Source organism: Pseudomonas sp. GB2N2 (assembly GCF_054897705.1).
The window spans coordinates 3581582-3607154 of sequence record NZ_CM142701.1; the positions used below are offsets into that span (position 1 = coordinate 3581582).

The 25573-nt window shown below is 59.3% G+C and carries 20 protein-coding genes; 11 read left to right on the forward strand and 9 right to left on the reverse strand.

The window, feature by feature from the left end:
* Positions 1-33: 33 nt before the first annotated feature.
* The 5 genes from ACYZT4_RS16655 to kdgD form a co-directional block, all read right to left on the reverse strand.
* Entirely contained in the window at positions 34-975 is a 942-nt protein-coding gene (locus ACYZT4_RS16655) for an AEC family transporter (RefSeq protein ID WP_461981411.1), read from the reverse strand.
* 114 nt (positions 976-1089) lie between these two features.
* Complete coding sequence (garD, locus tag ACYZT4_RS16660) at positions 1090-2643, reverse strand: galactarate dehydratase (RefSeq protein WP_461981413.1); 1554 nt, start codon at positions 2641-2643, stop codon at positions 1090-1092.
* Positions 2644-2654: 11 nt separating this feature from the next.
* The gene (locus ACYZT4_RS16665) at positions 2655-4025 is read right to left on the reverse strand and encodes an MFS transporter (RefSeq protein WP_461981415.1); all 1371 of its coding nucleotides are present in this window, start codon (positions 4023-4025) and stop codon (positions 2655-2657) included.
* Positions 4026-4192: 167 nt separating this feature from the next.
* Positions 4193-5638 (reverse strand): aldehyde dehydrogenase family protein, encoded by a 1446-nt coding sequence (locus ACYZT4_RS16670; RefSeq protein ID WP_461981417.1) that lies wholly within the window; start codon positions 5636-5638, stop codon positions 4193-4195.
* A gap of 60 nt (positions 5639-5698) precedes the next feature.
* On the reverse strand, positions 5699-6610 hold the full coding sequence (kdgD, locus tag ACYZT4_RS16675; RefSeq protein WP_461981419.1) for a 5-dehydro-4-deoxyglucarate dehydratase: 912 nt from the start codon (positions 6608-6610) through the stop codon (positions 5699-5701).
* A gap of 224 nt (positions 6611-6834) precedes the next feature.
* Here kdgD and ACYZT4_RS16680 point away from each other — a divergent pair, with 224 nt between their 5' ends.
* Positions 6835-7212 (forward strand): hypothetical protein, encoded by a 378-nt coding sequence (locus ACYZT4_RS16680; protein WP_461981421.1) that lies wholly within the window; start codon positions 6835-6837, stop codon positions 7210-7212.
* A gap of 44 nt (positions 7213-7256) precedes the next feature.
* On the opposite strand, the gene ACYZT4_RS16685 is transcribed toward ACYZT4_RS16680, so the two are convergent.
* The 4 genes from ACYZT4_RS16685 to ACYZT4_RS16700 all read right to left on the reverse strand — a co-directional run bounded on the left by ACYZT4_RS16685 (position 7257) and on the right by ACYZT4_RS16700 (position 11759).
* The gene (locus tag ACYZT4_RS16685; protein ID WP_461981423.1) at positions 7257-8006 is read right to left on the reverse strand and encodes a FadR/GntR family transcriptional regulator; all 750 of its coding nucleotides are present in this window, start codon (positions 8004-8006) and stop codon (positions 7257-7259) included.
* Positions 8007-8118: 112 nt separating this feature from the next.
* Entirely contained in the window at positions 8119-9846 is a 1728-nt protein-coding gene (locus tag ACYZT4_RS16690; protein ID WP_461981426.1) for an ABC transporter ATP-binding protein/permease, read from the reverse strand.
* Positions 9847-9943: 97 nt separating this feature from the next.
* Positions 9944-10504: a response regulator transcription factor gene (locus tag ACYZT4_RS16695; protein WP_003171731.1), complete on the reverse strand. Its 561-nt coding sequence runs from the start codon at positions 10502-10504 to the stop codon at positions 9944-9946.
* Positions 10497-11759 carry an ATP-binding protein gene (locus ACYZT4_RS16700; RefSeq protein WP_461981428.1) on the reverse strand — a complete coding sequence of 421 codons (1263 nt, stop codon included), beginning with the start codon at positions 11757-11759 and terminating at the stop codon, positions 10497-10499. Before ACYZT4_RS16700 ends, ACYZT4_RS16695 begins: the two co-directional genes overlap by 8 nt.
* A 227-nt stretch (positions 11760-11986) precedes the next feature.
* On the opposite strand from ACYZT4_RS16700, the gene ACYZT4_RS16705 reads away from it, so the two are divergent.
* The 10 genes from ACYZT4_RS16705 to ACYZT4_RS16750 all read left to right on the forward strand — a co-directional run bounded on the left by ACYZT4_RS16705 (position 11987) and on the right by ACYZT4_RS16750 (position 25534).
* Positions 11987-12703, forward strand: coding sequence for an SIMPL domain-containing protein (locus tag ACYZT4_RS16705; RefSeq protein WP_461981429.1), 717 nt, complete (start codon positions 11987-11989; stop codon positions 12701-12703).
* Positions 12704-12896: 193 nt separating this feature from the next.
* Positions 12897-14498, forward strand: a complete 1602-nt coding sequence (locus tag ACYZT4_RS16710; RefSeq protein WP_461981431.1) for an ABC transporter substrate-binding protein — start codon at positions 12897-12899, stop codon at positions 14496-14498.
* A gap of 258 nt (positions 14499-14756) precedes the next feature.
* Positions 14757-16382 (forward strand): ABC transporter substrate-binding protein, encoded by a 1626-nt coding sequence (locus ACYZT4_RS16715; RefSeq protein ID WP_461981433.1) that lies wholly within the window; start codon positions 14757-14759, stop codon positions 16380-16382.
* Positions 16383-16692: 310 nt separating this feature from the next.
* Positions 16693-18294 carry an ABC transporter substrate-binding protein gene (locus tag ACYZT4_RS16720; protein ID WP_461981435.1) on the forward strand — a complete coding sequence of 534 codons (1602 nt, stop codon included), beginning with the start codon at positions 16693-16695 and terminating at the stop codon, positions 18292-18294.
* A gap of 176 nt (positions 18295-18470) precedes the next feature.
* Positions 18471-19889: an OprD family porin gene (locus ACYZT4_RS16725; protein ID WP_461981437.1), complete on the forward strand. Its 1419-nt coding sequence runs from the start codon at positions 18471-18473 to the stop codon at positions 19887-19889.
* 73 nt (positions 19890-19962) lie between these two features.
* Positions 19963-21558 carry an ABC transporter substrate-binding protein gene (locus ACYZT4_RS16730; RefSeq protein ID WP_461981439.1) on the forward strand — a complete coding sequence of 532 codons (1596 nt, stop codon included), beginning with the start codon at positions 19963-19965 and terminating at the stop codon, positions 21556-21558.
* 72 nt (positions 21559-21630) lie between these two features.
* A complete protein-coding gene (locus ACYZT4_RS16735; protein ID WP_461981441.1) occupies positions 21631-22641 on the forward strand; it encodes an ABC transporter permease subunit in 1011 nt (336 codons plus the stop codon).
* 10 nt (positions 22642-22651) lie between these two features.
* Positions 22652-23575, forward strand: coding sequence for an ABC transporter permease subunit (locus tag ACYZT4_RS16740; protein ID WP_461981443.1), 924 nt, complete (start codon positions 22652-22654; stop codon positions 23573-23575).
* A 10-nt stretch (positions 23576-23585) separates the two neighbouring features.
* Positions 23586-24554: an ABC transporter ATP-binding protein gene (locus ACYZT4_RS16745; protein ID WP_461981445.1), complete on the forward strand. Its 969-nt coding sequence runs from the start codon at positions 23586-23588 to the stop codon at positions 24552-24554.
* A complete protein-coding gene (locus ACYZT4_RS16750; protein ID WP_461981447.1) occupies positions 24554-25534 on the forward strand; it encodes a peptide ABC transporter ATP-binding protein in 981 nt (326 codons plus the stop codon). The genes ACYZT4_RS16745 and ACYZT4_RS16750 overlap by 1 nt, the downstream gene beginning before the upstream one ends.
* Positions 25535-25573 lie beyond the last annotated feature (39 nt).

A 25573-nucleotide genomic window follows, 5' to 3' on the forward strand; every position in this document is an offset into this window, starting at 1 on the left:
ATGAGGCCCGAGAACACATCGCAGGATATGAACCTAGATCCACCCGCCCCACTGCAACAAAAAGATCCCGACATTGGTGGTCACCGCCGCCATCAACGTGGTGATGACGATGATCGCTGCCGCCAGTTCATGATTGCCGTTGGCCTGCCGTGCCATGACAAAACTGGCCGCGGCGGTCGGACTGCCGAAGTACAGGAACAGAATCCCCAACTCCGCCCCGCGAAATCCCCAGAGCCAAGCGCCCAGCGTCGCCAGCACCGGCAGGCCGATCATCTTCACCAGACTTGAACTCAGTGCCATCGACCCGCTTTTGCGCATCGCCGCCAGTGACAGCGTGCCGCCGATGCAGATCAACGCCAGCGGCAGCGTGGTTTGCGCCAGGTACTGACCTGATGTCTCGAGCCAGTCCGGCAAGCCGATCTTGAAATACGCAAACGGCGCCGCCGCAAACACGCTGATGATCAGCGGGTTGTTCATCACGCTTTTGCAGATGCTCCACGGATCGGACTTGATCACCGGGCTGTAGACCGCCAGCACAATGGTCGACAGCGTGTTGTAAAACAAGATCACCAGCGCCGCGAGAATCGCCCCGAGGGAGATCCCGTAATCGCCGTACATGCTCGCCGCGAGCGCCAGACCGATCACGCCGTTGTTGCCGCGAAAGGCGCCCTGGGTGTAAATCCCGCGATCTTCTCTTGGACATTTCCAGATCGCCCAGCCCCAGGCGATGGCGAAACTGACCAGCGTGGCGAGGGAGAAATAGATCAGCAGCGACGGTTGCAGCGCCGCGTGCAGGTCGGCATGCAGGATGCCCAGAAACAGCAACGCCGGCATGGTGACGTTGAACACCAGGGCCGACGCCGTGTGAATGAAATTGTCGTTGATCCAGTTGATGCGCTTGAGCAGCACACCCAGAAACAGCATGGCAAACACCGGCGCGGTGATATTCAGGGTTTCGAGGAAGATAGCCAGCATGCCGGGGGTTCACCTTGGGTGGGCGTTGTCAGGGCGCCAATGATAAGCCACCCGGCCCTCTGGCGTCTGGTAGACCGCTATCGCTGGCAAGCCAGCGATGCAGGCGACGCGGTCTCAGGTAATCGGCGCCGGGTTGAACAACGTGATGTCGTTATGCAGCTTGTGCTGCTCGGCCCACGTCTGTTTCTTGCCGCTGGCCACGTCCAGGTAGTAGTGAAACAACTCCCAGCCCAGGTCTTCAATCGACGCCCGCCCGGTCGCAATCCGCCCGGCATCGATGTCGATCAGGTCCGGCCAGCGCTGCGCCAGTTCGGTGCGGGTCGACACCTTCACCACCGGCGCCATCGCCAAACCATACGGCGTACCGCGACCGGTAGTGAATACATGCAGGTTCATCCCCGCCGCCAGTTGCAACGTCCCGCAGACAAAATCACTGGCCGGGGTCGCGCAGAAAATCAGGCCTTTGCGCTTGAAGCGTTCGCCAGGACCCAGAACGCCGTTGATCGCGCTGCTGCCAGACTTGACGATTGACCCGAGGGACTTCTCGACAATGTTCGACAACCCGCCTTTCTTGTTGCCCGGCGTGGTGTTGGCGCTGCGATCCGCTTCGCCCTTGGCCAGGTAACGATCGTACCAGTCCATTTCCCGCACCAGTTCCTGAGCCACTTCCTCGGTTTCTGCGCGGGAGGTCAGCAGGTAAATCGCATCGCGCACTTCGGTGACTTCGGAAAACATCACCGTCGCGCCGGCCCGCAACAGCAGGTCGGAGGCGTAACCGAGCGCCGGGTTGGCAGTGATCCCGGAGAACGCATCGCTGCCGCCGCACTGCATGCCGAGGATCAGCTCGGACGCCGGCACGGTTTCCCGGCGACGCTGATCAAGCTTCTTCAACCGGGTCTCGGCCAGCGCCATGATCTGCTCGATCATCTCAGTGAAACCGTGACTCGAATCCTGCAAGCGATACAGCCACGGATCGCTTAGATCCACCGAACTGTCGCCCTCGTGCATCACCTGCCCGGCCTGCAATTTCTCGCAGCCCAGGCTGATCACCAGCGCTTCGCCACCCAGGTTCGGGTTGCGCGCCAGATTGCGCACGGTGCGGATCGGGATGTACGCGTCGGTGGCGGTAATCGCCACGCCGCAGCCGTAACTGTGGGTGATCGCGACCACGTCATCGACGTTCGGATAAAGCGGCAGCAGCTCGTCCTTGATGCGCTTGACCGCATGATCCAGAACACCGGTAACGCACTGCACCGTGGTGGTGATCCCGAGGATGTTGCGCGTGCCGACGGTGCCGTCGGCGTTGCGATAACCCTCGAACGTGAAGCCTTCCAGCGGGGCCTGCGCAGCCGGCACTTCGGTGGACAGCGGCAAGCTGTCCAGCGGCGGCGCGGTGGGCATGCGCAGTTGATCTTCATTGACCCAGCTGCCGCGTGGAATCGGCTGCAACGCGTAGCCGATGGTCTGGCCGTAACGAATCACCTGGCCGCCCTCGGGGATGTCCTCGAGGGTGACCTTGTGGCTCTGCGGCACGAAGTCCAGGGTCACCAGACCGTCCGGGAATTCAGTGCCGGCAGGCACGCCCTGGTCGTTGACCACCACCACGACATTGTCCCGCTCGTGCAGGCGGATGTAGCGCGGCGAGTCGGAATGTTCAATCAACTGCATGACGCCGCTCCTCAGGAATGCGCTTGTGACAATTTGTTGTGGGTTTCAGGACCATTGACTGGCGGCTCTTTGAGCACCACACGTTTGATCGGACCGACGATCACCAGATAGCTGAACACTGCCACCAGTGCGTTGCAACCAACAAACACCAGCGCCCACTTGAACGAGCCGGTGGAAGCGATGATGTAGCCAATCACGATCGGGGTGGTGATCGATGCGAGATTACCGAAGGTATTGAACAGGCCACCGCTGAGACCGGCGATCTGTTTCGGCGAGGTGTCGGACACCACAGCCCAACCCAGCGCGCCCACGCCTTTGCCGAAGAATGCCAGGGCCATGAAGCCGACAATCATCCACTCAACATCGACATAGTTGCAGGCGACGATGCTGCTGGAAACCAGCAAACCGGCGATGATCGGTGCCTTTCGGGCGAAGGTCAGCGAGTGGCCTTTGCGCAACAGGTAATCGGAAATCACCCCGCCGAGCACACCACCAATAAAGCCGCAGATCGCCGGCAACGAGGCGATGAAACCGGCCTTGAGGATGGTCATGCCGCGTTCTTGCACCAGGTAAACCGGGAACCAGGTCAGGAAGAAGTAGGTGATGCCGTTGATGCAGTATTGGCCGAGGTACACGCCGAGCATCATGCGGTTGGTCAGCAGCTGACGGATGTAATCCCACTTCGGACCATCGCCTTTTGCGCGTGTGCCTTTGTCCTGATCCATGTCGACCATGCCACCGTTGTCGGCGATGTGCTTGAACTCGGCGTCATTGATCATTGGGTGTTCGCGCGGACTGTAGATCACCTTCAGCCAAATGCCGGAGAAGATAATACCGATGACGCCCATGACGAGAAACACGTGCTGCCAGCCGAAGCTGTAGACGATCCAGCCCATCAGCGGTGCAAACAACACGGTGGCAAAGTACTGCGCCGAGTTGAAGATCGCCGAAGCGGTGCCGCGTTCAGCAGTCGGGAACCAGGCCGCCACAATGCGTGCATTACCGGGGAAGGATGGCGCTTCGGCCAGGCCTACCAGGAAGCGCAGCATGAACAGCGCAACCACTGCCGTGGACATGCCGAACTCACCGACCCAGCCCTGCAACACGGTGAACAGCGACCAGGTGAAAATGCTTAGCGCGTAGATTTTTTTCGAACCGAAACGGTCCAGCAGCCAGCCACCGGGAATTTGCCCGGCCACGTAGGCCCAACCGAATGCAGAGAAGATGTAACCGAGGGTGACCGCGTCGATGCCGAGGTCTTTTTGCAGGCTGGAGCCGGCGATTGCGATAGTCGCACGGTCGGCGTAGTTGATCGTGGTCACCAGAAACAGCATGAGCAGGATCAAATAGCGGACGTGAGTCGGCTTCTGAGTTGATTGCATGTAGATGTACTCCCACTGATTATTTTTATGCGGGTAATAACGGTGTTGATTTTCTGTAGGAGCGAGCCTGCTCGCGAAGGTCGTCAACGATAACGCGGGGTATCAGGCTGAACGCCGCGTCCTCGAGACCTTCGCGAGCAGGATCGCTCCCACAGAAGGTGTTACGTTTACGAACCGATGTAGCTGGTTTTCACCACGGTGTAGAACTCTTGCGCATAGCGACCCTGCTCGCGCGACCCGTAGGAGGAACCTTTACGCCCACCGAACGGCACGTGGTAATCCACGCCCGCCGTCGGCAGGTTGACCATCACCATCCCGGCCTGGGAATGGCGCTTGAAGTGGTTGGCGTACTTCAGCGACGTGGTGGCGATGCCCGCCGACAGACCGAATTCGGTGTCATTTGCCATGGCCAGCGCGGCTTCGTAATCGGCAACGCGAACCACGTTGGCCACCGGACCGAAGATCTCTTCACGGCTGATACGCATCGCGGCTTCGCTGTCGGCAAACAACGTTGGCGCGAGGTAGTAGCCTTCGGTGTCGCACGTGACCACACCGCCGCCGCTCACCAGACGTGCACCTTCGGACTGGCCGATGTCGATGTACTTCAAGTCTTGCTCAAGCTGCGCTTGCGAAACCACCGGACCAATGTCGGTGCCGGCTTTCAGTGCATGGCCGACCTTGATCGACTTCATGCGCTCGGCCACGGCTTCAACGAATTTATCGTGAATGCCGGCGGTAACGATGAAGCGGCTCGACGCGGTGCAACGCTGACCGGTGGAGTAGAACGCGCTCTGTACCGACAGCTCGACCGCTTGCTTGAGGTCGGCGTCGTCAAGAATGATCTGCGGGTTCTTGCCACCCATTTCCAGCTGAACCTTGGCCTGGCGCGACACAGCGCTGACGGCGATCTGACGGCCGACACCGACCGAGCCGGTGAAGCTGATGCCGTCGACTTTCGGACTCTGCACCAAGGCATCGCCAACCACACGACCGCTGCCCATCACCAGGTTGAACACGCCGGCCGGGAAGCCTGCGCGGGAGATGATTTCCGCCAGCGCCCAGGCGCAACCCGGCACCAGATCGGCAGGTTTCAACACGACGCAGTTGCCGTAGGCCAGGGCCGGGGCAATTTTCCACGCAGGGATCGCGATCGGGAAGTTCCACGGGGTGATCAGACCGACCACGCCCAGCGCTTCACGAGTGACTTCGACGTTCACACCCGGACGCACTGACGGCAGGTAGTCGCCGGACAGACGCAGGGTTTCACCGGCGAAGAATTTGAAAATGTTACCGGCGCGGGTCACCTCGCCGATCGCTTCAGGCAAGGTTTTGCCTTCTTCACGGGCCAGCAAGGTGCCGAGCTCTTCGCGACGGGCGAGGATTTCAGTACCGACTTTATCCAGCGAATCGTGACGCGCCTGAATGCCCGAAGTGGACCAGGCCGGGAACGCGGCGCGCGCGGCGTCGATCGCGGCATGAACCTGAGCCAGGTCGGCCTTGGCGTAGTTGCCGATGGTGTCGGTCAGTTCGGACGGGTTGATGTTGGCGCAGTAGTCGCTGCCCGCAACCCATTCACCGTTGATGTAGTTATCAAAACGTTTTGCATCAGCCACTGGAAAGACTCCTCACGCAAAAAGCCGCTGATTGCTCAGCGGCCTTATTAATCGGTTGTGTTACTGCGCACCTTGCTTGTCGATCAGCGCGGCGAGCATTTCGTACTCTTCGCCAGTCAGATCGGTCAGCGGTGCACGCACAGGACCTGCGTCATAGCCGGCAATTTTCGCCCCGGCCTTGACGATGCTCACCGCGTAGCCGGATTTGCGGTTACGGATGTCCAGGTACGGCAGGAAGAAGTCGTCGATGATCTTGCCAACAGTGGCGTGATCTTCGCGGGCGATGGCGTGGTAGAAATCCATCGCGGTTTTCGGGATGAAGTTGAACACCGCGGACGAGTAGACCGGAACGCCCAGTGCCTTGTAAGCAGCGGCGTAGACTTCGGCGGTCGGCAAACCGCCCAGGTAGCTGAAGCGATCGCCGAGGCGGCGACGGATCGACACCATCAACTCGATATCGCCCAGGCCATCCTTGTAGCCGATCAGGTTCGGGCAGCGCTCGGCCAGACGTTCCAGCAGCGGCGCAGTCAGGCGGCAGACGTTGCGGTTGTAAACCACCACGCCGATTTTCACCGATTTGCACACGGCTTCAACGTGGTCGGCAACGCCGTCCTGGCTGGCTTCGGTCAGGTAATGCGGTAGCAGCAGCAGGCCTTTAGCGCCCAGACGCTCGGCTTCCTGTGCGTATTCGATGGCTTGACGAGTCGAACCGCCGACGCCGGCCAGAATCGGCACGCTGGTTTCGCAGGTGTCGACGGCCGTCTTGATGATTTCCGAATATTCACTGGCCGCCAGAGAGAAGAACTCACCGGTGCCGCCCGCGGCGAACAATGCCGTGGCGCCGTATGGGGCCAGCCATTCGAGACGTTTGATGTAGCCCGCGCGATGGAAATCGCCCTGAGCGTTGAAATCGGTAACCGGGAAAGACAGCAGACCGGAAGAGAGGATGGACTTCAGTTCTTGTGGATTCATTATTCGAACACCCTGGGTAGCAACGTGTGTGTGTGATGAAATCGTTCAGCCTGCGCTGAAGTTGTAGGTCATCGTACAACTTAAAAAATAACCGTCAACTGCATTTCATCGCCAGGACGGAAATACCTGGAAAAAGTCGTGACCGGCACGACATGAATTCATCACCTAGAGTTTGTCATTGCCGCGAATGGATCGTGGCGGACTTAGCACGGAGCGCACCACCGATGAGTTTTTTACCCCCGACACTTCCCCAATTCCCACGCCTCGCCCCCAACCAGATCGCGGTCGTTACGCTGTCGCAGTTGAGGGATTGTTTGATCGCCCGGGTGCCGGAGCCCAACGATATTCCGCCGAACTGGGATGTGTATCCGATGCTTGGGCGGAATCCGGAAGCGCCAGAGTGGCGGGGTGTCGATGAGTCCACCGGGTTTTGGGACGACACCGTTGAAGACATGGTGAAGCGGACAGGGATCGAACTGAAGATCCCGAAAGGGGTTCTGGAGAGTTACGCAGGGCAGACCGTTGAATTGCGCTACAAGTTTGCGGATGAGTCGAGCCTCGAGCCCTGCTCGGAACCGTTGTTGATGCGGATTGAATGCTGAATCAATGATTGTTCCCACTGCGTGGGAACAATCTCGGTCAGCGGTTAGCCGCGTTGGGCTTCAGCCTCTTCATGCGCATGGCGCAACCGCTCGCGGCTATTCGTCAGGTGCAAACGCATCGCTGCACGCGCGGCATCGGAATCCTGGCGCGCAATCGCATCGTAGATTTCTTCGTGCTCACGGCTCAGGCGCCCCATGTAGTGCTGCTGATCGTCATGGGCCAGCCGTGCCGAGTTGAGGCGCGTGCGTGGAATGATGCTGGTACCGAGGTGGGTCATGATGTCGGTGAAGTAACGGTTGCCGGTCGACAGCGCGATTTGCAGGTGGAATTGAAAGTCCGAGGCCACGGCATCACTGGCGTGGGACGCGCTTTCGTTCAAGGCATCCAGCGCGGCGCGCATCAGCGCCAACTGTTCGGCGCTGCGACGTTGTGCGGCGAGGCCGGCGGACTCTACTTCGAGGCTGATGCGCAGTTCCAGAATCGCCAGCACATCACGCAGCGTCACCACGGTGGCCGGGTCGATACGGAAACCGCTCGGGCTCGGGGTATCGAGGACGAAGGTGCCGATGCCGTGACGGGTTTCCACCTGCCCGGCCGCCTGCAAACGGGAAATCGCCTCGCGCACCACGGTACGGCTGACGCCATGGGCATCCATGATGGCCGACTCGGTGGGCAATTTGTCGCCGCGCTTGAGTTGGCCGTCGCGGATCTGCTCGGACAGCACCGTCACCAATTCCTGTGCGAGGCTGCGGCGCTTGCGAGGGAGGCGTGGTACGTCGATCGGGTTTTCCATGGGTAACGTCTGTCTCGAAAATTCGGCTGAAACCGCATCATAGCTCAACGCGGTTGTACGATCACAGTCACTGGATGAACACCGTTTCCCGTGTGGGAGCGGGCTTGGGTGATCAAGCGGTCACGGCTTGATCCACCAGATGACCGCTGTCGATACGCACATGGCGTGGATGGAATCGTTTCAAACTGCTGCGATGCCCGACGCTGACGATGCTCAGCCCCGGAATCTCATCGATCAACGCCTGATACAACGACGCTTCATCCTCTTCGTCCATCGCCGAGGTCGCTTCGTCCATGTACAGCCATTGCGGTGCATAAAGCAGCGCGCGGGCGAAGGCCAGGCGTTGTTGCTCACCCGGCGAGAGCATGCGTTGCCAGTGGTTGGCTTCATCCAGTCGCGAAACCAGATGAGGCAAACGGCAGGTTTCCAGCACATGCACGTAGCGCTCGTGGCTGTAGGTGTCGCCAGGCTGTGGATAACTCAATGCTTCGCGCAACGTGCCGATTGGCAGGTAGGGTTTTTGCGGCAGGAACAGGTAACGCGCCGCCGGCAGGCGAATGCTGCCATGACCCGCAGGCCACAGATGCCCCATCGCTCGCAGCAAGGTGGACTTGCCGCTGCCAGAACGGCCGCTGAGCATGACGCGCTCGCCCTCCTCCACGGTCATGTCGGCGCTGGTCAGCAGGTGACGACCGTCGGCCAGATCGAGGCCGAGGTTGTGCACCTCCAGCGCCGAGCCCGAATTCTGCACGTCGATGGCCGGTGCACGGTCTTCATTGTCAGCCATGGCCTGACGGAAACTCAGCAGACGATCACAGGTGGCGCGCCACGCGGCGAGGTTTTGGTACGCGCTGATGAACCAGCTGAAACTCTCCTGCACGTTGCCGAACGCCGAACTGATTTGCATCAGTTCTCCCAGTTCGATCTTGCCGGCAAAGTAACGCGGCGCGGCGACCATGAACGGGAAGATGATCGCAGCCTGGGTGTATCCGGACGTGAAGAACGTCAGGCGTTTGGACACCTTCATGATGTCCCAGAAGTTGTGCCAGACCATGCCGAAGCGGTCGCTCAAACGACGGTTTTCATTGGGCTCGCCGTTGTACAGCGCGATGCTTTCGGCGTTTTCGCGAATCCGTACCATGGAGAAACGCAGGTCGGCTTCGAAGCGTTGTTGTTGGTTGTTGAGGCCGATCAGGCGACGACCGATCAGATGCGTCAACCAGCTGCCGATCACCGCATAGACCAGCACACACCAGAACATATAGCCGGGGATGGTCACACCGAGCACTTCGATACTGCCCGAAACACCCCACAGAATGATCGAGAACGACACCAGGCTGACGATATTACGCAGCAGGCCAATGCCCAGTTCCAGGGTATTGGACGTGAAGTTATTCAGGTCTTCAGAAATCCGCTGGTCCGGGTTATCGGTGTAACCGCCCTGCTCCAGCTGGTAGTAATTCTTGTCGCCGAGCCAGCGGGCGAAATACTTTTCGGTGAGCCAGGCCCGCCAGCGGATGGTCAGCATTTGCGTGAGGTAGAGCCGGTATACAGCACCGACAATCGCCACCGCCGCAATCCCGCAGAAATACAGGATCAGCCGCCAGAATGCTGCTTCGTCCTTTTGCTGCAAGGCGTTGTAGAAATCCTTGTACCAGGTGTTGAACCACACCGAGATCCCTACGCTGAACAACGACAGCGCGATGACCGCAATCAACAGCGTCCAGGCCTTGCCCTTCTCTTCGCTAAACCAGTAAGGCGTGGTCATCGCCCAGACTTTGCGGAAGAACTGCCCGCGCACAGCATCATTGACCGCGGAATATTCAGCGTTCTGATTCATGAAAAAGGCTCGATAAAGAAAAAAACACGCACGAACCGATCATAGATGATCGGTTCGGTTTGTCGCGAGGCGAGGCCGGCATTTGTTCAGCGCAGGTTCAGCGACGGACCGGACGCTTTTGCAGTTTGCGCTGCAGCGTGCGGCGGTGCATGCCCAGGGCGCGGGCGGTGGCGGAGATGTTGCCTTCGTGCTCGGTCAACACGCGCTGGATGTGCTCCCACTGCAAGCGGTCCACCGACATCGGGTTTTCCGGCACCAGCGTATCGAGGTCGGCGTGCTCGGACAGCAGCGCGGCCAATACGTCGTCGGCGTCCGCCGGTTTGCACAGGTAATTGCAGGCGCCGCGCTTGATCGCTTCCACCGCGGTGGCAATGCTCGAGTAACCGGTGAGGATCACCACGCGCATTTCCGGGTCGAGTTCGAGCAATTTAGGCAGCAACACCAAACCCGAATCGCCGTCCATTTTCAGGTCCAGCGCAGCGTAATCCGGGAGGTCAGCCTGGGCGATAGTCAGGCCCTCTTCAGCGGAACCGGCGGTGCTGACGCGAAAACCCCGGCGGCTCATGGCGCGTGCCATCACGCGGGTGAACGTCGCGTCGTCATCTACCAGCAGCAAATGCGGCAGTTCTTCGCCTTCGACTTGGATCTCGTCACTCATGTTCGTCTCCTCGGGCGACACGGGGCAGGCGCAGCTCGGTGAGCGTACCGCCTTCCTCATGACTGTAGAGTTTCACTGAGCCGCCGGCGCGTGTCACGCTGGCCTTGCTCAAAAACAGGCCCAGGCCGAAACCTTTGCCCTTGGTGGTAAAGAATGGCTTGCCGATCTGCTCGGCAATGGCCAGCGGCACACCGGCGCCGTGGTCACGAATGCTGATGGTCAAATCCTCGGCATTCCAGTCCAGCGTCACTTGCAGCCCTTCGGGACAGGCGTCCGCGGCGTTGTTGAGCAAATTCAGCAGCGCCTGGGTCAGGTCCGGCGGTGGCGCCATGCGCGGCACGACGCCCTGGCCCAAACGCTGGAAGCGATAACTGGCTTCCGGACGCATCAGGTGCCAGCGGTTCAGCGCCTCATCGAGCCAGTCGGTGACGTCTTGCATTTCCACGGCCAGACGCCGATTGGCTTCCGCCGCGCGAACAAGCTGCTGAAGGGTTTCCTTGCAGAGCTTGACCTGATCCTGCAGCACGCTCAGGTCGTCCTGCAACATCGGGTCTTGATGGTCCTGACGCATTTCCTTGAGCAGCACGCTCATGGTCGCCAGTGGCGTGCCCAGTTCATGGGCGGCACCGGCGGCTTCGGTCGCGACGGCCAGCAATTGTTGGTCACGCAGGCCTTCTTCGCGTCGGATCGCGCGCAGCTCTTCCTGCCGGCGCAGCTCTTCGGCCATGCGCGCGGCGAAGAACGTGATGACCGCCGCCGCCAGCGCGAAGCTCAGCCACATCCCGTAGACCTGCAGGTTTTCCCGGGCAATCGGGAAAGTTTGCAGCGGATAGAAACCTGCCAGCAGCAAGGTGTACATCGTCAGCGCAATGCCCGACAGAATCACCGAGTAGCGCCACGGCAATGTCACGGCGGCGATGGTCAGCGGCACTAGGTAATAAGAGACGAAGGGGTTGGTCGAGCCGCCGGAGAAATACAGCAAAGCGCTGTGGATAAACAGGTCGCACGCCAGTTGCACAGCGTATTCAAGTTCGGTGACCGGCCATGAAGTGCGCAGGCGAATCGCCGTGAAGGCACAGAGCAACATCGAACAACCGAGGGTCGCGGCCAATTGAAACCAGGGCAGCGGCAGCAAGTCGAGCCAGTACGCCAGGCCCACGGAACCGGCCTGGGCCGCCAGCACCAACGTGCGGATAAACGTCAGCCGCCAGAGATTCTGGCGGGTGGCGGAAGTGATTTGAACGGCGGCGAGCATGAGCTCTCCTGATGAGCGCTCCAGGCGGATCGTACGGAGTATAACCAAGCACGGGGGCTGACAGGCAAAAGTGCGGCAAACCGCCACAGCAGCTGCTGCGAGCTATTAGCTTCAAGCTGCAAGCTTTTTCTTGTAGCGTGCAGCTTGAAACTTGCAGCTGCCCCATCGAGTCTGATGGTTTCACGCAGGCTCGGACCCAACCCCTGCGCATCGTCCAAGGAGTTTTCATGCACACTTTCCGCCGCAGCGCCGCCCTACTCGCCCTCAGCGCTGGCACCGTCGCCAGCCTCCCGGCACTGGCTGCCGACGAGCTTCACTACAACCAGATCGCCCTGCGCGCCGAAGTCAGTCAGGAAGTCGCTCGCGACCTGATGATCGTGACCCTCTACACCGAAGACCAAAACACCGACCCGGCCAAACTCGCAGCCGACGTCAGCACCACCATGAACAAGGCACTGGCCCAGGCCAAGCAAGTCAAAGACATCACCCTGCGCCAAGGCAGCCGCAACAGCTACCCGATCTACGACACCAAAGGCCAGAAAATCACCGGCTGGCGCGAACGCGCCGAATTGCGCCTGGAAAGCTCGGACTTCGCCGCCCTGTCGAAACTCACCGGCGAACTGTTGACCGACCTGAAAATGGGCGGCATGGACTTCGCCATCGCCACCCCGACCCGCAAAGCCAGCGAAGACGCCCTGCTCAAAGACGCCGTCACCGCCTTCAAGGCCCGCGCGCAGCTGGCTACCGACGCGTTGGGCGGCAAGGGTTACAAAATCGTCAGCCTCAACCTGAACAGCAACGGCTATCCACAACCGTACATGCGCGGCCCGATGATGATGAAAGCGGCCAGCATGGATGCAGCGCCGGTGACCCCGGAAGTTGAAGCCGGCACCAGCCAGGTCAGCATGACGGCGGATGGGTCGATTGAAGTCTTGATGCCTTGATTCGATAGCCCGTAAAAAAACGGCGATCACCGAAATGATCGCCGTTTTTTTATGGCTTGGGTAAAACAAGCGGTAAAGCCACCAACGCCAATGCCCAAAACCAAGGTCCACCGCACAAACGGATATTTTCGCCCAACCCGTCTAAACCGCTACGCTGAGGAAAATACCGCCGCCCAAATCCCCCGGGGACTCCATGCCACGAATCACCGTCAAACCACTATTAATCGCCCTGGCCCTGGCCACCACAGCCCCACTGGTCCATGCCGCCACCACCCTGGTCTACTGCTCCGAAGCCAGCCCGGCAGGCTTCGACCCCAGCCAATACACCAGCGGCACCGACTTCGACGCCTCGGCCGAAACCATTTTCAACCGCCTTACCCAATTCAAACGCGGCGGCACCGAAATCGAACCCGGCCTGGCAACCACCTGGGACGTGTCACAGGACGGCCTCACGTACACCTTCCACCTGCGCGAAGGCGTGAAGTTCCACACCACCGACTACTTCACCCCGACCCGCGACTTCAACGCCGACGACGTGCTGTTCACCTTCCAGCGCCTGCTCGACCCGCAGAACGCGTTCCGCAAAGCCTACCCCGCCGAATCGCCGTACTTCACCGACATGGACCTGAACAAAACCATTAAGAGCGTCGACAAAATCGACGACCACACCGTCCGTTTCAGTCTGAACAACCTCGACGCCGCGTTCGTGCAAAACCTCGCCATGAGCTTCGCCTCGGTGCAGTCCGCCGAATACGGCGCGCAGCTCTTAAAGGAAGGCAAAGCCCCGGACCTCAACCAGAAGCCGGTCGGCACCGGCCCGTTCGTGTTCAAGCGCTATCAAAAGGACTCGCAGATCCGCTACGCCGCCAACAAGGCCTACTGGAAACCCGAGGACGTGAAGCTCGACAACCTGATCTTCTCGATCACCCCGGACGCCGCCGTGCGTCTGCAGAAACTCAAGGCCGGCGAGTGCCAGGTCAGTGGCTACCCACGGCCCGCCGACATCGAAGTGATGGAGAAAGACCCGAACCTGCGCGTCCTCAAGCAAGCCGGTTTCAACCTCGGCTTCCTCGCTTACAACGTGACCCACCCGCCACTGGACCAGCTCAAAGTCCGTCAGGCGCTGGACATGGCCATCGATAAACCGGCGATCATCAAGGCGGTTTATCAGAGTGCCGGGCAACTGGCGCAAAACGCCTTGCCGCCGGCGCAATGGTCCTACGACCTGAGCATCAAAGACGCGCCCCACGACCCGACCAAGGCCAAGGCGCTACTGAAAGAAGCAGGGGTTGCACCCGGTACCACCATTAATTTGTGGGCCATGACCGTGCAGCGTGCCTCGAACCCCAATGCGCGGATGTCGGCGCAAATGATCCAGCAGGATTGGGAGAAGATCGGCATCAAGGCCAACATCGTCAGCTATGAGTGGGGCGAGTACATCAAACGCGCCAAAAATGGTGAGCACGACGCGATGATTTATGGCTGGACCGGCGACAACGGCGACCCCGACAACTGGCTTGGCGTGCTCTACAGCTGCGCCGCCGTGAAGGGCAGCAACTATGCCAAGTGGTGCGACCCGGCCTACGACCAACTGATCCAGCAAGCCAAGGTGTCCACGGACAGGGAGCAGCGGATCAAACTGTATCAACAGGCGCAACAAATCCTTAAGCAACAAGTACCTATCACACCGATCGCGAACTCGACGGTGTTCCAGCCCCTGCGCAAGGAAGTCACCGACTTCAGGATCAGCCCGTTCGGCCTCACCCCTTTCTATGGAGTGGGTATAAATAAGTAACACCGCGCGCCAACCGGGTGCGCAATGCGTCCCGGTTGCACCTCGTCAGTGCGTGGTTTGCACCGAAAAAATGACACGCAAACGGTCAAATGCGCGTCAATTTATACATATGCGACATTAAGGTACGTTCGTGCCACTGTTTAAGGCTTGTGACCATTCAACATCTTGCATTGGGTATGGCCCCTGCATAAGTATCCGCAGGCACGACTCACGAGGTCGTCCTCAAATTCAAAAATGACAACAAATCATGAGGCCACCATGCTTAAACAAACGGTCATTCCGTTTTTATTCGGCGCCAGCTTGTTGGCTGCCGCGCCGTTCGCTCAAGCTGCGAGTAATCTGGTGTTCTGCTCCGAAGGGAGCCCGGCCGGTTTCGATCCTGGTCAATACACTACGGGCACCGACTTCGACGCCTCTGCAGAAACCATGTTCAACCGTCTGACTCAGTTCGAGCGCGGCGGCACCGCCGTGATTCCTGGTCTGGCGACCAAGTGGGACATCTCCGACGATGGCCTGACTTACACCTTCCACCTGCGTGAAGGGGTCAAGTTCCACACCACTTCGTACTTCAAGCCGACTCGCGAGTTCAACGCCGACGACGTGCTGTTCACCTTTAATCGCATGATTAACAAGGATGATCCGTTCCGTAAGGCGTACCCGACCGAATTCCCGTACTTCACCGACATGGGGATGGATACCAACATCACCAAGATCGATAAAGTCGACGACCACACCGTCAAGTTCACTTTGAAAGAAGTGGATGCCGCGTTCATCCAGAACATGGCCATGAGTTTCGCCTCGCTGCAATCCGCCGAGTACGCTGCCCAGCTGCTCAAGGAAGGCAAAGCTGCCGACATCAACCAGAAGCCGATCGGCACGGGTCCGTTCGTATTCAAGAGCTACCAGAAAGACTCCAACATCCGCTACACCGGGAACAAGGACTACTGGAAGCCTGACGACGTCAAGATCGACAACCTGATCTTCGCCATCACCACCGACCCGTCGGTGCGTATCCAGAAGCTGAAGAAGGGCGAGTGCCAGATCACTCTGTTCCCGCGTCCGGCCGACCTGAAGGCGTTGAAAGAAGACAAGACCCTGAAAGTGCCTGACCAGGCTGGTTTCAACTTGGGTTACATCGCCTACAACGTGATGGACAAGGTCAAGGGCAGCAATGAGCCAAACCCGTTGGCCCAACTGAAAGTGCGTCAGGCACTGGACATGGCCGTCAACAAGCAGCAGATCATTGACTCTGTTTACCAGGGTGCGGGTCAACTGGCCGTCAACGCCATGCCGCCGACCCAGTGGTCCTACGACACCACCATCAAAGACGCCAAGTACGATCCTGCAAAAGCCAAAGAGCTGCTGAAGGAAGCCGGCGTCAAGGAAGGTACCGAAATTGTCCTGTGGGCGATGCCGGTTCAGCGTCCGTACAACCCGAACGCCAAACTGATGGCTGAAATGCTCCAGTCCGACTGGAAGCAGATTGGTCTGAACGTCAAGATCGTCAGCTATGAATGGGGTGAGTACATCAAGCGTTCCAAAGGCGGCGAGAACCAGGCAATGCTGATTGGCTGGAGCGGCGACAATGGTGATCCGGACAACTGGCTGAACGTGCTGTTCGGCTGCGACTCGCTGGAAGGCAACAACTTCTCCAAGTGGTGCGACAAGAAGTTCGACGGCATCGTCAAAGAAGCCAAGCGCACGACCGACCAGGGCAAGCGCACCGAACTGTACAAACAGGCGCAACACGTCCTCAAGGACGCCGTTCCAATGACACCTATCGCTCACTCGACGGTGTTCCAGCCTATGCGCAACGAAGTGCAGGACTTCAAGATCAGCCCGTTCGGCTTGAACTCCTTCTACGGCGTTAGCGTCAGCAAATAAGATTGGGCAGCGGCGACGTTTCTGACGTCGCCGCTGCTTTATCTACCGAGAAAGCAGGAAACAACCTACATCTATTTCCGTGGCGTACTACAGCTGCGGTAACGGACGTGTTGCCATTTCCTACGAGTCTTCAGGACTCTTCGCATTTACTGCCAGACCCACGGCTCATACCGTCGGGATCTGACCCGTTCATGCGTGGGCCCTCGGTTATTGCTGCACGCCATGGCTTGAGATCAATGATGCTTCCACCCCCAGGGACGGGACGGCGGCGCATTGAAAAACACACAAGAAAAAGAGAAAAGGGAGCGTCATGCGCCATACCTTGATTTTATCCGCATTGCTGGGCACCGGCCTGTTGGCCGCCACTTCCATCAGCCAGGCCGCCAATAACAGCCTGGTGTTCTGCTCCGAAGGCAGCCCGGCTGGCTTCGACACCGCGCAGTACACGACCGCGACCGATAACGACGCCGCCGAACCGCTGTACAACCGACTGGCAGAGTTTGAAAAAGGCGCTACCAACGTCGTACCAGGCCTGGCAACGAGCTGGGATATTTCCGAGGACGGCCTCACGTACACCTTTCACCTGCGCGAAGGGGTGAAATTTCATACGACGAAGTACTTCACGCCGACCCGCGATTTCAACGCCGACGACGTGCTGTTCACGTTTAATCGCATGCTTGATCCGCAGCAACCTTTCCGTAAGGCTTACCCGACCGAATTCCCGTACTTCAACGGAATGAGCCTGAACAAGAACATCGCCAAGGTCGAAAAGACCGGGCCGCTGACCGTGGTCATGACGCTTAACAGCGTGGACGCCGCGTTCATCCAGAACATTGCCATGAGCTTCGCCGCCATCCTGTCCGCCGAGTACGCCGACAAGCTGCTGGCCGAAGGCCAGCCGAGCGACATCAACCAGAAGCCGATCGGCACCGGGCCGTTTGCGTTCAAGAGTTACCAGAAAGACTCCAACATCCGGTACACCGGCAACAAGCAGTACTGGGACCCGAGCCGGGTCAAGCTCGACAACCTGATTTTCGCGATCAACACCGATGCGTCGGTGCGGGTGCAGAAGCTCAAGGCCAACGAGTGCCAGATCACCTTGCACCCGCGCCCTGCCGATGTTGACGCGTTGAAGAACGACGCAAAACTCAAGCTCATCGAAAAGCCCGGTTTCAACCTCGGCTACATCGCCTACAACGTGCGCCACAAACCCTTCGACCAGCTCGAAGTGCGTCAGGCGCTGGACATGGCGGTGAACAAGCACAGCATTCTCAACGCTGTTTACCAGGGCGCCGGTCAACTGGCTCAAAATGCCATGCCGCCGACCCAATGGTCCTACGACGAAACCATTAAAGACGCCGCCTACAACCCGGAAAAAGCCAAGGAACTGCTCAAGGCTGCCGGCGTGAAGGAAGGCACCGAAATCACTCTGTGGGCGATGCCGGTTCAGCGTCCGTACAACCCGAACGCCAAGTTGATGGCCGAAATGCTCCAGGCGGACTGGGCGAAAATCGGCCTCAAAGTGAAGATCGTCAGCTACGAATGGGGCGAGTACATCAAGCGCACCAAGAATGGCGAACACGACATCAGCCTGATTGGCTGGACCGGTGACAACGGTGACCCGGACAACTGGCTCGGCACGCTTTACAGCTGCGACGCCATTGGCGGCAACAATTATTCCCAATGGTGTGATCCGGCGTACGACAAGCTGATCAAGCAAGCCAAGGTCGTCACCGACCGTGACCAGCGCACCGTGCTCTACAAACAGGCTCAGCAGTTGCTCAAACAGCAAGTGCCGATCACGCCTGTCGCCCACTCGACGGTCAACCAGCCGTTAAGCGCCAAAGTCGAAGGATTCAAAGTGAGTCCGTTCGGCCGTAACGTGTTCTCGGGTGTCAGCCTGGAAAAATAACCGAATTACCAAAGAAACGTCGGGGGGCGGAATTCTGCCCCCACGCAGGCGTATTGCCGTAATTCGCCTAAATGGCTTATAGCAAACGTTTGCGATGCCTGAGTGAGTTGTAAACCAATAGCCGGATCACCAAAAAAGACCGGCATAAAAAAAATAGAAAGTAAGGAGCTTCACCCATGAAATTGAGCAGCACTGCGTTACTGGCTTTGGCCATCAGCAGCATCACCGCCACGGCTTACGCAGAAACCCAAAGCCAGGCTTACACCCCAGTCACCGTCAAGGAAAAGAGCGCCCAAAGCGCCGCCACCGGTTTTGTCGAAGGCCAGTCGGTCACCGGCAGCACGCGTAACTGGTACGCCAACGAGTCGTTCCGCCGCGGCGCGACGCTTTCTTACCGGGACAATGGCGTAACCAAAGACACTGATCGCCGCATCAACTGGGTGCAAGGCACCATCATCAAGTACAACTCGGGCTTCACCGAAGGCACCGTAGGCTTCAGCACCGAAGTGGCGGCCTACAATGCCATCGCCCTGGACCGCGACCGTAAAGACCTCGCGTCCAACAACGGCGGTGCTCCAGAGCCTGGCCGCAGCGGCCGTGGCAACAACCGTACCCTGACCGAAAGCGGCGGTGACGCGGTTGATCAGTGGAGCAAACTGGGCCTGGCCAACGTCAAGGCACGCTTCTCCAACACCACATTGACTGCCGGCCGCCAGAACTTCAGCAGCCCGCAAGTAGACGTGATCGGTAACCGTCCGCTGCCTTCGAGCTTTGAAGGCGTGACCCTGCACAGCGAAGAACTGGAAAACCTGTCCTTCGACCTCGGCACCTTCGATCGCAACTCGCCGCGGACCGAACAAAGCCAGCGCAAGTTCCGCTCCGAATACGGCGACGGCCGTGCGGAAGCTGATCACGTCAACACCGCCGGTATCACCTACCAGCCGTTCGCCAGCCTGACCACGAGCGTGTGGGGCACCCAGGCCGAAGACCTGTGGAACCAGTATTACTTCGGCGCCACCCATGTACTGGGTGACAGCTCGATCGTAAGTCTGACCACCGGCCTGAACTACTATAAAACTGTCGACGAAGGCAAAGCCAAGCTTGGCCAGATCGACAACGATACCTACTCCCTATCGTTTGGCCTGACCCACACGGCTCACTCCTTGACCTTCTCGTATCAGGAAGTGAACGGTAACGAGTACTTCGACTACCTGCACGAAACCAACGGCATCTACCTGGCCAACTCCCTGCTGTCGGACTTCAACGGCCCGAACGAGAAATCCTTCCAGATCGCCTACGGTCTGAACATGGCTGAATACGGCATTCCAGGCCTGAAGTTCAACATCTACCAGGCACGCGGCTGGGGCATCGACGGTACTCACTACAACAGCACCGGCTACACCGACGTGAAGGCGATGGATGGCGAGCACCACTACGAATACGGCATCGGTACTTCGTACGCCGTGCAGACTGGCCCGCTCAAAGCCACCACTGTTCGCGCGACCTACACCACGCACCGCGCCAGTGAATTTCAGGCGGATGGCAGCCTGAATGAGTTCCGTCTCGTGACCACCATCCCGTTCAACATTCTGTAATGCACCTGCCGAACGGCTGATTCGAATCCGCCGTTCGGCTTTTGTCCTTTAAACGATTGCAGAGGGTTCTTTGATGAAAATGCTTCCCCTACGTGCGGCCATCGCGGCTGCGTTGCTGAGTGTTGCCGTTGGCGTGTCGGCCAAGCCCCTGGTGGTTTGTACCGAAGCCAGTCCCGAAGGCTTTGACATGGTTCAGTACACGACTGCAGTCACAGCCGATGCGGTGGCCGAAACCATCTTCAATCGTCTGGCGGACTTCAAGCCTGGCACCACCGAAGTGGTTCCGGCACTGGCCGATTCCTGGGACATCAGCGAGGACGGTCTGACCTACACGTTCCACCTGCGTAAAGGCGTCAAGTTCCACACCACCGACTACTTCAAGCCGACCCGCGACATGAACGCCGACGATGTGGTCTGGAGCTTCCAGCGTCAGCTGGACCCGAATCACCCGTGGCACAAACTGTCGAGCGTGGGCTTTCCGTACTTTGAAAGCATGGGCTTCAAGGAACTGCTGAAAAGCGTCGCAAAAGTTGACGACAATACGGTCACCTTCACCCTGACCCGCCGCGAAGCGCCGTTCCTGGCCGACATCGCCATGGCATTCTCGTCGATCTACTCCGCCGAATACGCGGACCAATTGCTCAAGGCGAACAAGACCGGCGACCTCAACAACAAACCGGTCGGTACCGGCCCGTTTATCTTCCAGCGTTACAACAAGGATGCTCAGGTTCGCTTCAAAGCCAACCCGGAGTACTTCCGCGGCAAGCCACCGGCTGATGCGCTGATCCTCGCCATCGCCACCGACAACAACGTGCGCCTGCAGAAGCTGAAGGCCAACGAGTGCCAGATCGCGTTGTATCCGAAACCGGATGACATCCCGAGCATCAAGAAAGACGACAAGCTGAAAGTCGATGAAATGAACGCAATGACCGTTGCGTACATCGCCATCAACACCACGCATAAATATCTGAGTGATGTGCGCGTACGCAAAGCCATCGATATTGCCTTCGACAAGGAAGCGGCCGTCAACGCGCTGTTTGGCAAAGGCAATGCAACCGTGGCGGTGAACCCGTACCCTGACACACTGCTGGGCTATAACCACAGCCTGAAAAACCCGGCTCGCGACCTCGACAAGGCCCGTGCCCTGTTGAAGGAAGCCGGCGTTCCGGAAGGCACCGTGTTCACCCTGTTCACCCGTAATGGCGGTGGCGCGACCAACCCGAACCCGATGCTCGGTGCCCAAATGATGCAGGCCGACCTCGCCAAAGTCGGGATCAAAATCGACATCCGCGTCATGGAATGGGGTGAAATGCTCAAACGCGCGAAGAACGGCGAGCACGATATGGTGTCTGCCGGATGGGCGGGCGATAACGGCGACCCCGATAACTTCCTGACGCCTATGCTCAGTTGCGAAGCGGCGAAGAACGGCGAAAACTACGCACGCTGGTGCAATGACAAGTTCCAGACCCTGCTCGATCAGGCTCGTGAAAAAGTCGATCCGGCGGAACGTGCAGCACTGTACGAGCAGGCCCAGGTTATTTTTAACCAGGATCAACCGTGGATCAGCATCGCACACACTAGAATGTTCACAGCAATGCGCAAGAACGTAGAGGGCTATAACATTAGCCCGCTCACCACTAATAACTTCGCCACCACCCAGGTGAAGTAGATAAGAAACTACCGGCATTCCTGACCCAGGAATGCCGGGCACGCCTAACCGGCTGATGAGGTACACCACAAGATGTTTAGTTTTATTGCCCGCCGATTGGGGTTACTGATCCCCACGTTCTTCGGCATCACCTTGCTGACTTTCGCGTTGATTCGCATGATTCCCGGCGACCCCGTTGAAGTAATGATGGGCGAACGACGAGTCGACCCCGAAATGCATGCTCAGGCAATGGAACGCCTTGGTCTGAACAAACCGCTGTATGCCCAATACATGGATTACATTGGCAAACTGGCCCACGGCGATCTCGGCGAATCCTTGCGGACCCGTGAAAGCGTGTGGAGCGAATTCACCTCTCTATTCCCCGCGACCCTGGAACTGTCCATGGCCGCCCTGTTGTTCGCCGGCATCCTTGGCCTTCTGGCCGGGGTGATCGCGGCACTCAAGCGAGGGTCCCTGTTCGACCATGGGGTGATGGGCATCTCCCTGGCGGGATATTCGATGCCGATCTTCTGGTGGGGCCTGATCCTGATCATGTTCTTCTCGGTGTCCCTGGGCTGGACCCCGGTGTCCGGGCGGATCGACCTGCTCTATGACATCGAGCCGCGTACCGGCTTCATGCTCATCGACACGCTGCTGGCCGATGACGTCGGTGCGTTCTTCGATGCCCTGCATCACCTGATCCTGCCAGCCATCGTGCTCGGCACCATCCCGCTGGCGGTGATCGCGCGGATGACCCGTTCTTCGATGCTCGAAGTGCTGCGTGAAGACTACATCCGGACGGCCCGCGCCAAAGGCCTGTCGCCATCGCGCGTGGTGTTCGTGCACGGCCTGCGCAACGCACTGATTCCGGTGTTGACCGTGGTCGGCCTGCAAGTCGGCACGTTGCTGGCCGGTGCGGTCCTGACCGAAACCATCTTCTCCTGGCCCGGCATCGGCAAGTGGCTGATCGAAGCCATTGGCGCGCGGGACTATCCCGTGGTGCAGAACGGCATCCTGTTAATCGCCTGCCTGGTGATTCTGGTGAACTTCGTGGTGGACATCCTCTACGGCTTCGCCAACCCACGCATCCGTCACCAGCGCTGAGATCATGACCATGACCACTCCAGCTTCAACTCAAAATCCAGCGGTAACAGTCGATCAAAGCCTGCTGTATCCGTCCCCGTACAAAGAATTCTGGCAAGCGTTTTCCAAGAACAAAGGTGCCGTCGCCGGCCTGATGTTCATGTTGCTGGTGATTTTCTGCGCCCTGTTCGCCCCGTGGGTTGCGCCGCATAACCCGAGCGAGCAATACCGTGACTTCCTGCTGACCCCGCCAGCCTGGCTGGAAGGTGGGCAGATCCAGTTCCTGCTCGGCACCGATGAATTGGGTCGAGACCTGCTGTCGCGCCTGATCCAGGGTTCGCGCCTGTCGCTGCTGATCGGCTTGTCGTCGGTGGTGATGTCGCTGATCCCGGGCATCCTGCTGGGCCTGTTCGCCGGGTTCTACCCGCGTGTTTTAGGCCCGACCATCATGCGTCTCATGGACATCATGCTGGCCCTGCCATCGCTGCTGCTGGCCGTGGCGATTGTCGCCATCCTCGGCCCTGGCCTGATCAACACCATCATTGCCATCGCCGTGGTTTCGTTACCGTCTTATGTTCGCCTGACCCGCGCCGCGGTGATGGGCGAACTGAACCGCGACTACGTGACTGCCGCACGCCTGGCCGGTGCCGGTCTGCCACGCCTGATGTTCGTCACCGTGCTGCCCAACTGCATGGCGCCGTTGATCGTTCAGGCCACCCTGAGTTTCTCCTCGGCGATTCTCGATGCCGCCGCACTGGGCTTCCTCGGCCTTGGCGTACAACCGCCAACCCCTGAGTGGGGCACCATGCTGGCTTCGGCCCGCGACTACATCGAACGCGCATGGTGGGTGGTAAGCCTGCCGGGTTTGACCATTTTGCTCAGCGTGCTGGCAATCAACTTGATGGGCGACGGCCTGCGCGATGCGCTGGACCCGAAACTCAAGAACGCCGCCTGAGGAGATTCAAATGTCACTGTTAGAAATCAAGAATCTCAACGTTCGCTTCGGCGACAAGACCGCCGTTCCGGTGGTCGACGGCCTCGACATCTCGGTGGACAAGGGCGAAGTACTGGCCATCGTTGGCGAGTCGGGTTCCGGTAAATCCGTAACCATGATGGCGCTGATGGGCCTGATCGAGCATCCGGGGATCGTCACCGCCGACGCCCTGAATTTCGACGGCAAGAACATGCTCAAGCTGAGCAATCGCCAGCGTCGGCAGATCGTCGGCAAAGACTTGGCCATGGTCTTCCAGGACCCGATGACCGCACTGAACCCGAGCTACACCGTCGGTTTCCAGATCGAAGAAGTGCTGCGCCTGCACCTGAAAATGTCTGGCAAGCAAGCGCGCAAGCGTGCCATCGAGCTGCTGGAAAAAGTCGAAATCCCGGGCGCCGCCAGCCGTATGGACGCCTACCCGCACCAACTGTCCGGCGGTATGAGCCAGCGTGTCGCGATCGCCATGGCGATTGCCGGCGAGCCGAAACTGCTGATCGCCGACGAACCAACCACGGCACTCGACGTGACGATTCAGGCGCAGATCATGGACCTGCTGCTGGCGTTGCAGAAAGAGCAGAACATGGGCCTGGTGCTGATCACTCACGACCTCGCGGTCGTGGCCGAAACCGCCCAGCGCGTGTGCGTGATGTACGCCGGCCAAGCGGTGGAAGTCGGCCAGGTGCCACAACTGTTCGACATTCCGGCGCACCCGTACAGCGAAGCACTGCTCAAGGCGATTCCTGAACACAGCCTCGGCGCCTCACGCCTGTCGACACTGCCGGGCATCGTTCCCGGTCGTTACGACCGCCCGCAAGGCTGCCTGCTGTCGCCACGCTGCCCATATGTGCAGGAAAGCTGCCGCGCGCAGCGTCCGGCCCTTGACCCGAAAAGCAACAGCCTCGCCCGCTGCTTCTACCCGCTGAATCAGGAGGTGGCGTAATGGCCGTCGTACTAACCGCCCGCGACCTGACCCGTCACTACGAAGTGTCCCGTGGCCTGTTCAAGGGCCATGCGACCGTGCGCGCCCTGAACGGTGTGTCGTTTGAACTGGAAGCCGGCAAGACCCTCGCCGTCGTTGGCGAATCCGGTTGCGGCAAATCCACCTTGGCCCGCGCCCTGACCCTGATTGAAGAGCCGTCCTCCGGCTCCTTGAAAATCGCCGGCCAGGAAGTCACCGGCGCCGACAAGACACAGCGCAAACAACTGCGCAAAGACGTGCAGATGGTGTTCCAGAGCCCGTACGCCTCGTTGAATCCTCGGCAGAAAGTCGGTGATCAGCTGGCCGAACCGCTGCTGATCAACACCAGCCTGAGCGCCGCGGAACGTCGCGAGAAAGTGCAGGCAATGATGAAGCAGGTGGGTTTGCGCCCTGAGCATTATCAGCGCTATCCGCACATGTTCTCTGGCGGTCAACGCCAGCGTATCGCCCTCGCCCGCGCGATGATGCTGCAACCAAAAGTGCTGGTGGCGGATGAGCCGACGTCGGCACTGGACGTGTCGATCCAGGCGCAAGTGCTGAACCTGTTCATGGATCTGCAGCAAGAGTTCAACACCGCCTACGTGTTCATCTCGCACAACCTGGCGGTGGTGCAGCACGTCGCCGATGACGTGATGGTGATGTACCTCGGTCGTCCGGTGGAAATGGGCCCGAAGAACGACATCTACGCCCGTCCTCTGCACCCGTACACCCAGGCGCTGCTGTCGGCGACCCCGACCATTCACCCGGACCCGAACAAGCCGAAGATCAAAATCGTCGGCGAGTTGCCCAACCCGTTGAATCCGCCGTCGGGCTGCGCTTTCCACAAGCGCTGCCCGTATGCGACGGAGCGGTGCAGCACGGAAGAGCCGGCGTTGCGCTTGCTTGATAGCCGGCAGGTGGCGTGCCATTACGCTGAGCAGTTCCTCGACGGAGCGGCGTAACAGGTTAACGAAAAACCTGTAGGAACGGGTCTGCTCGCG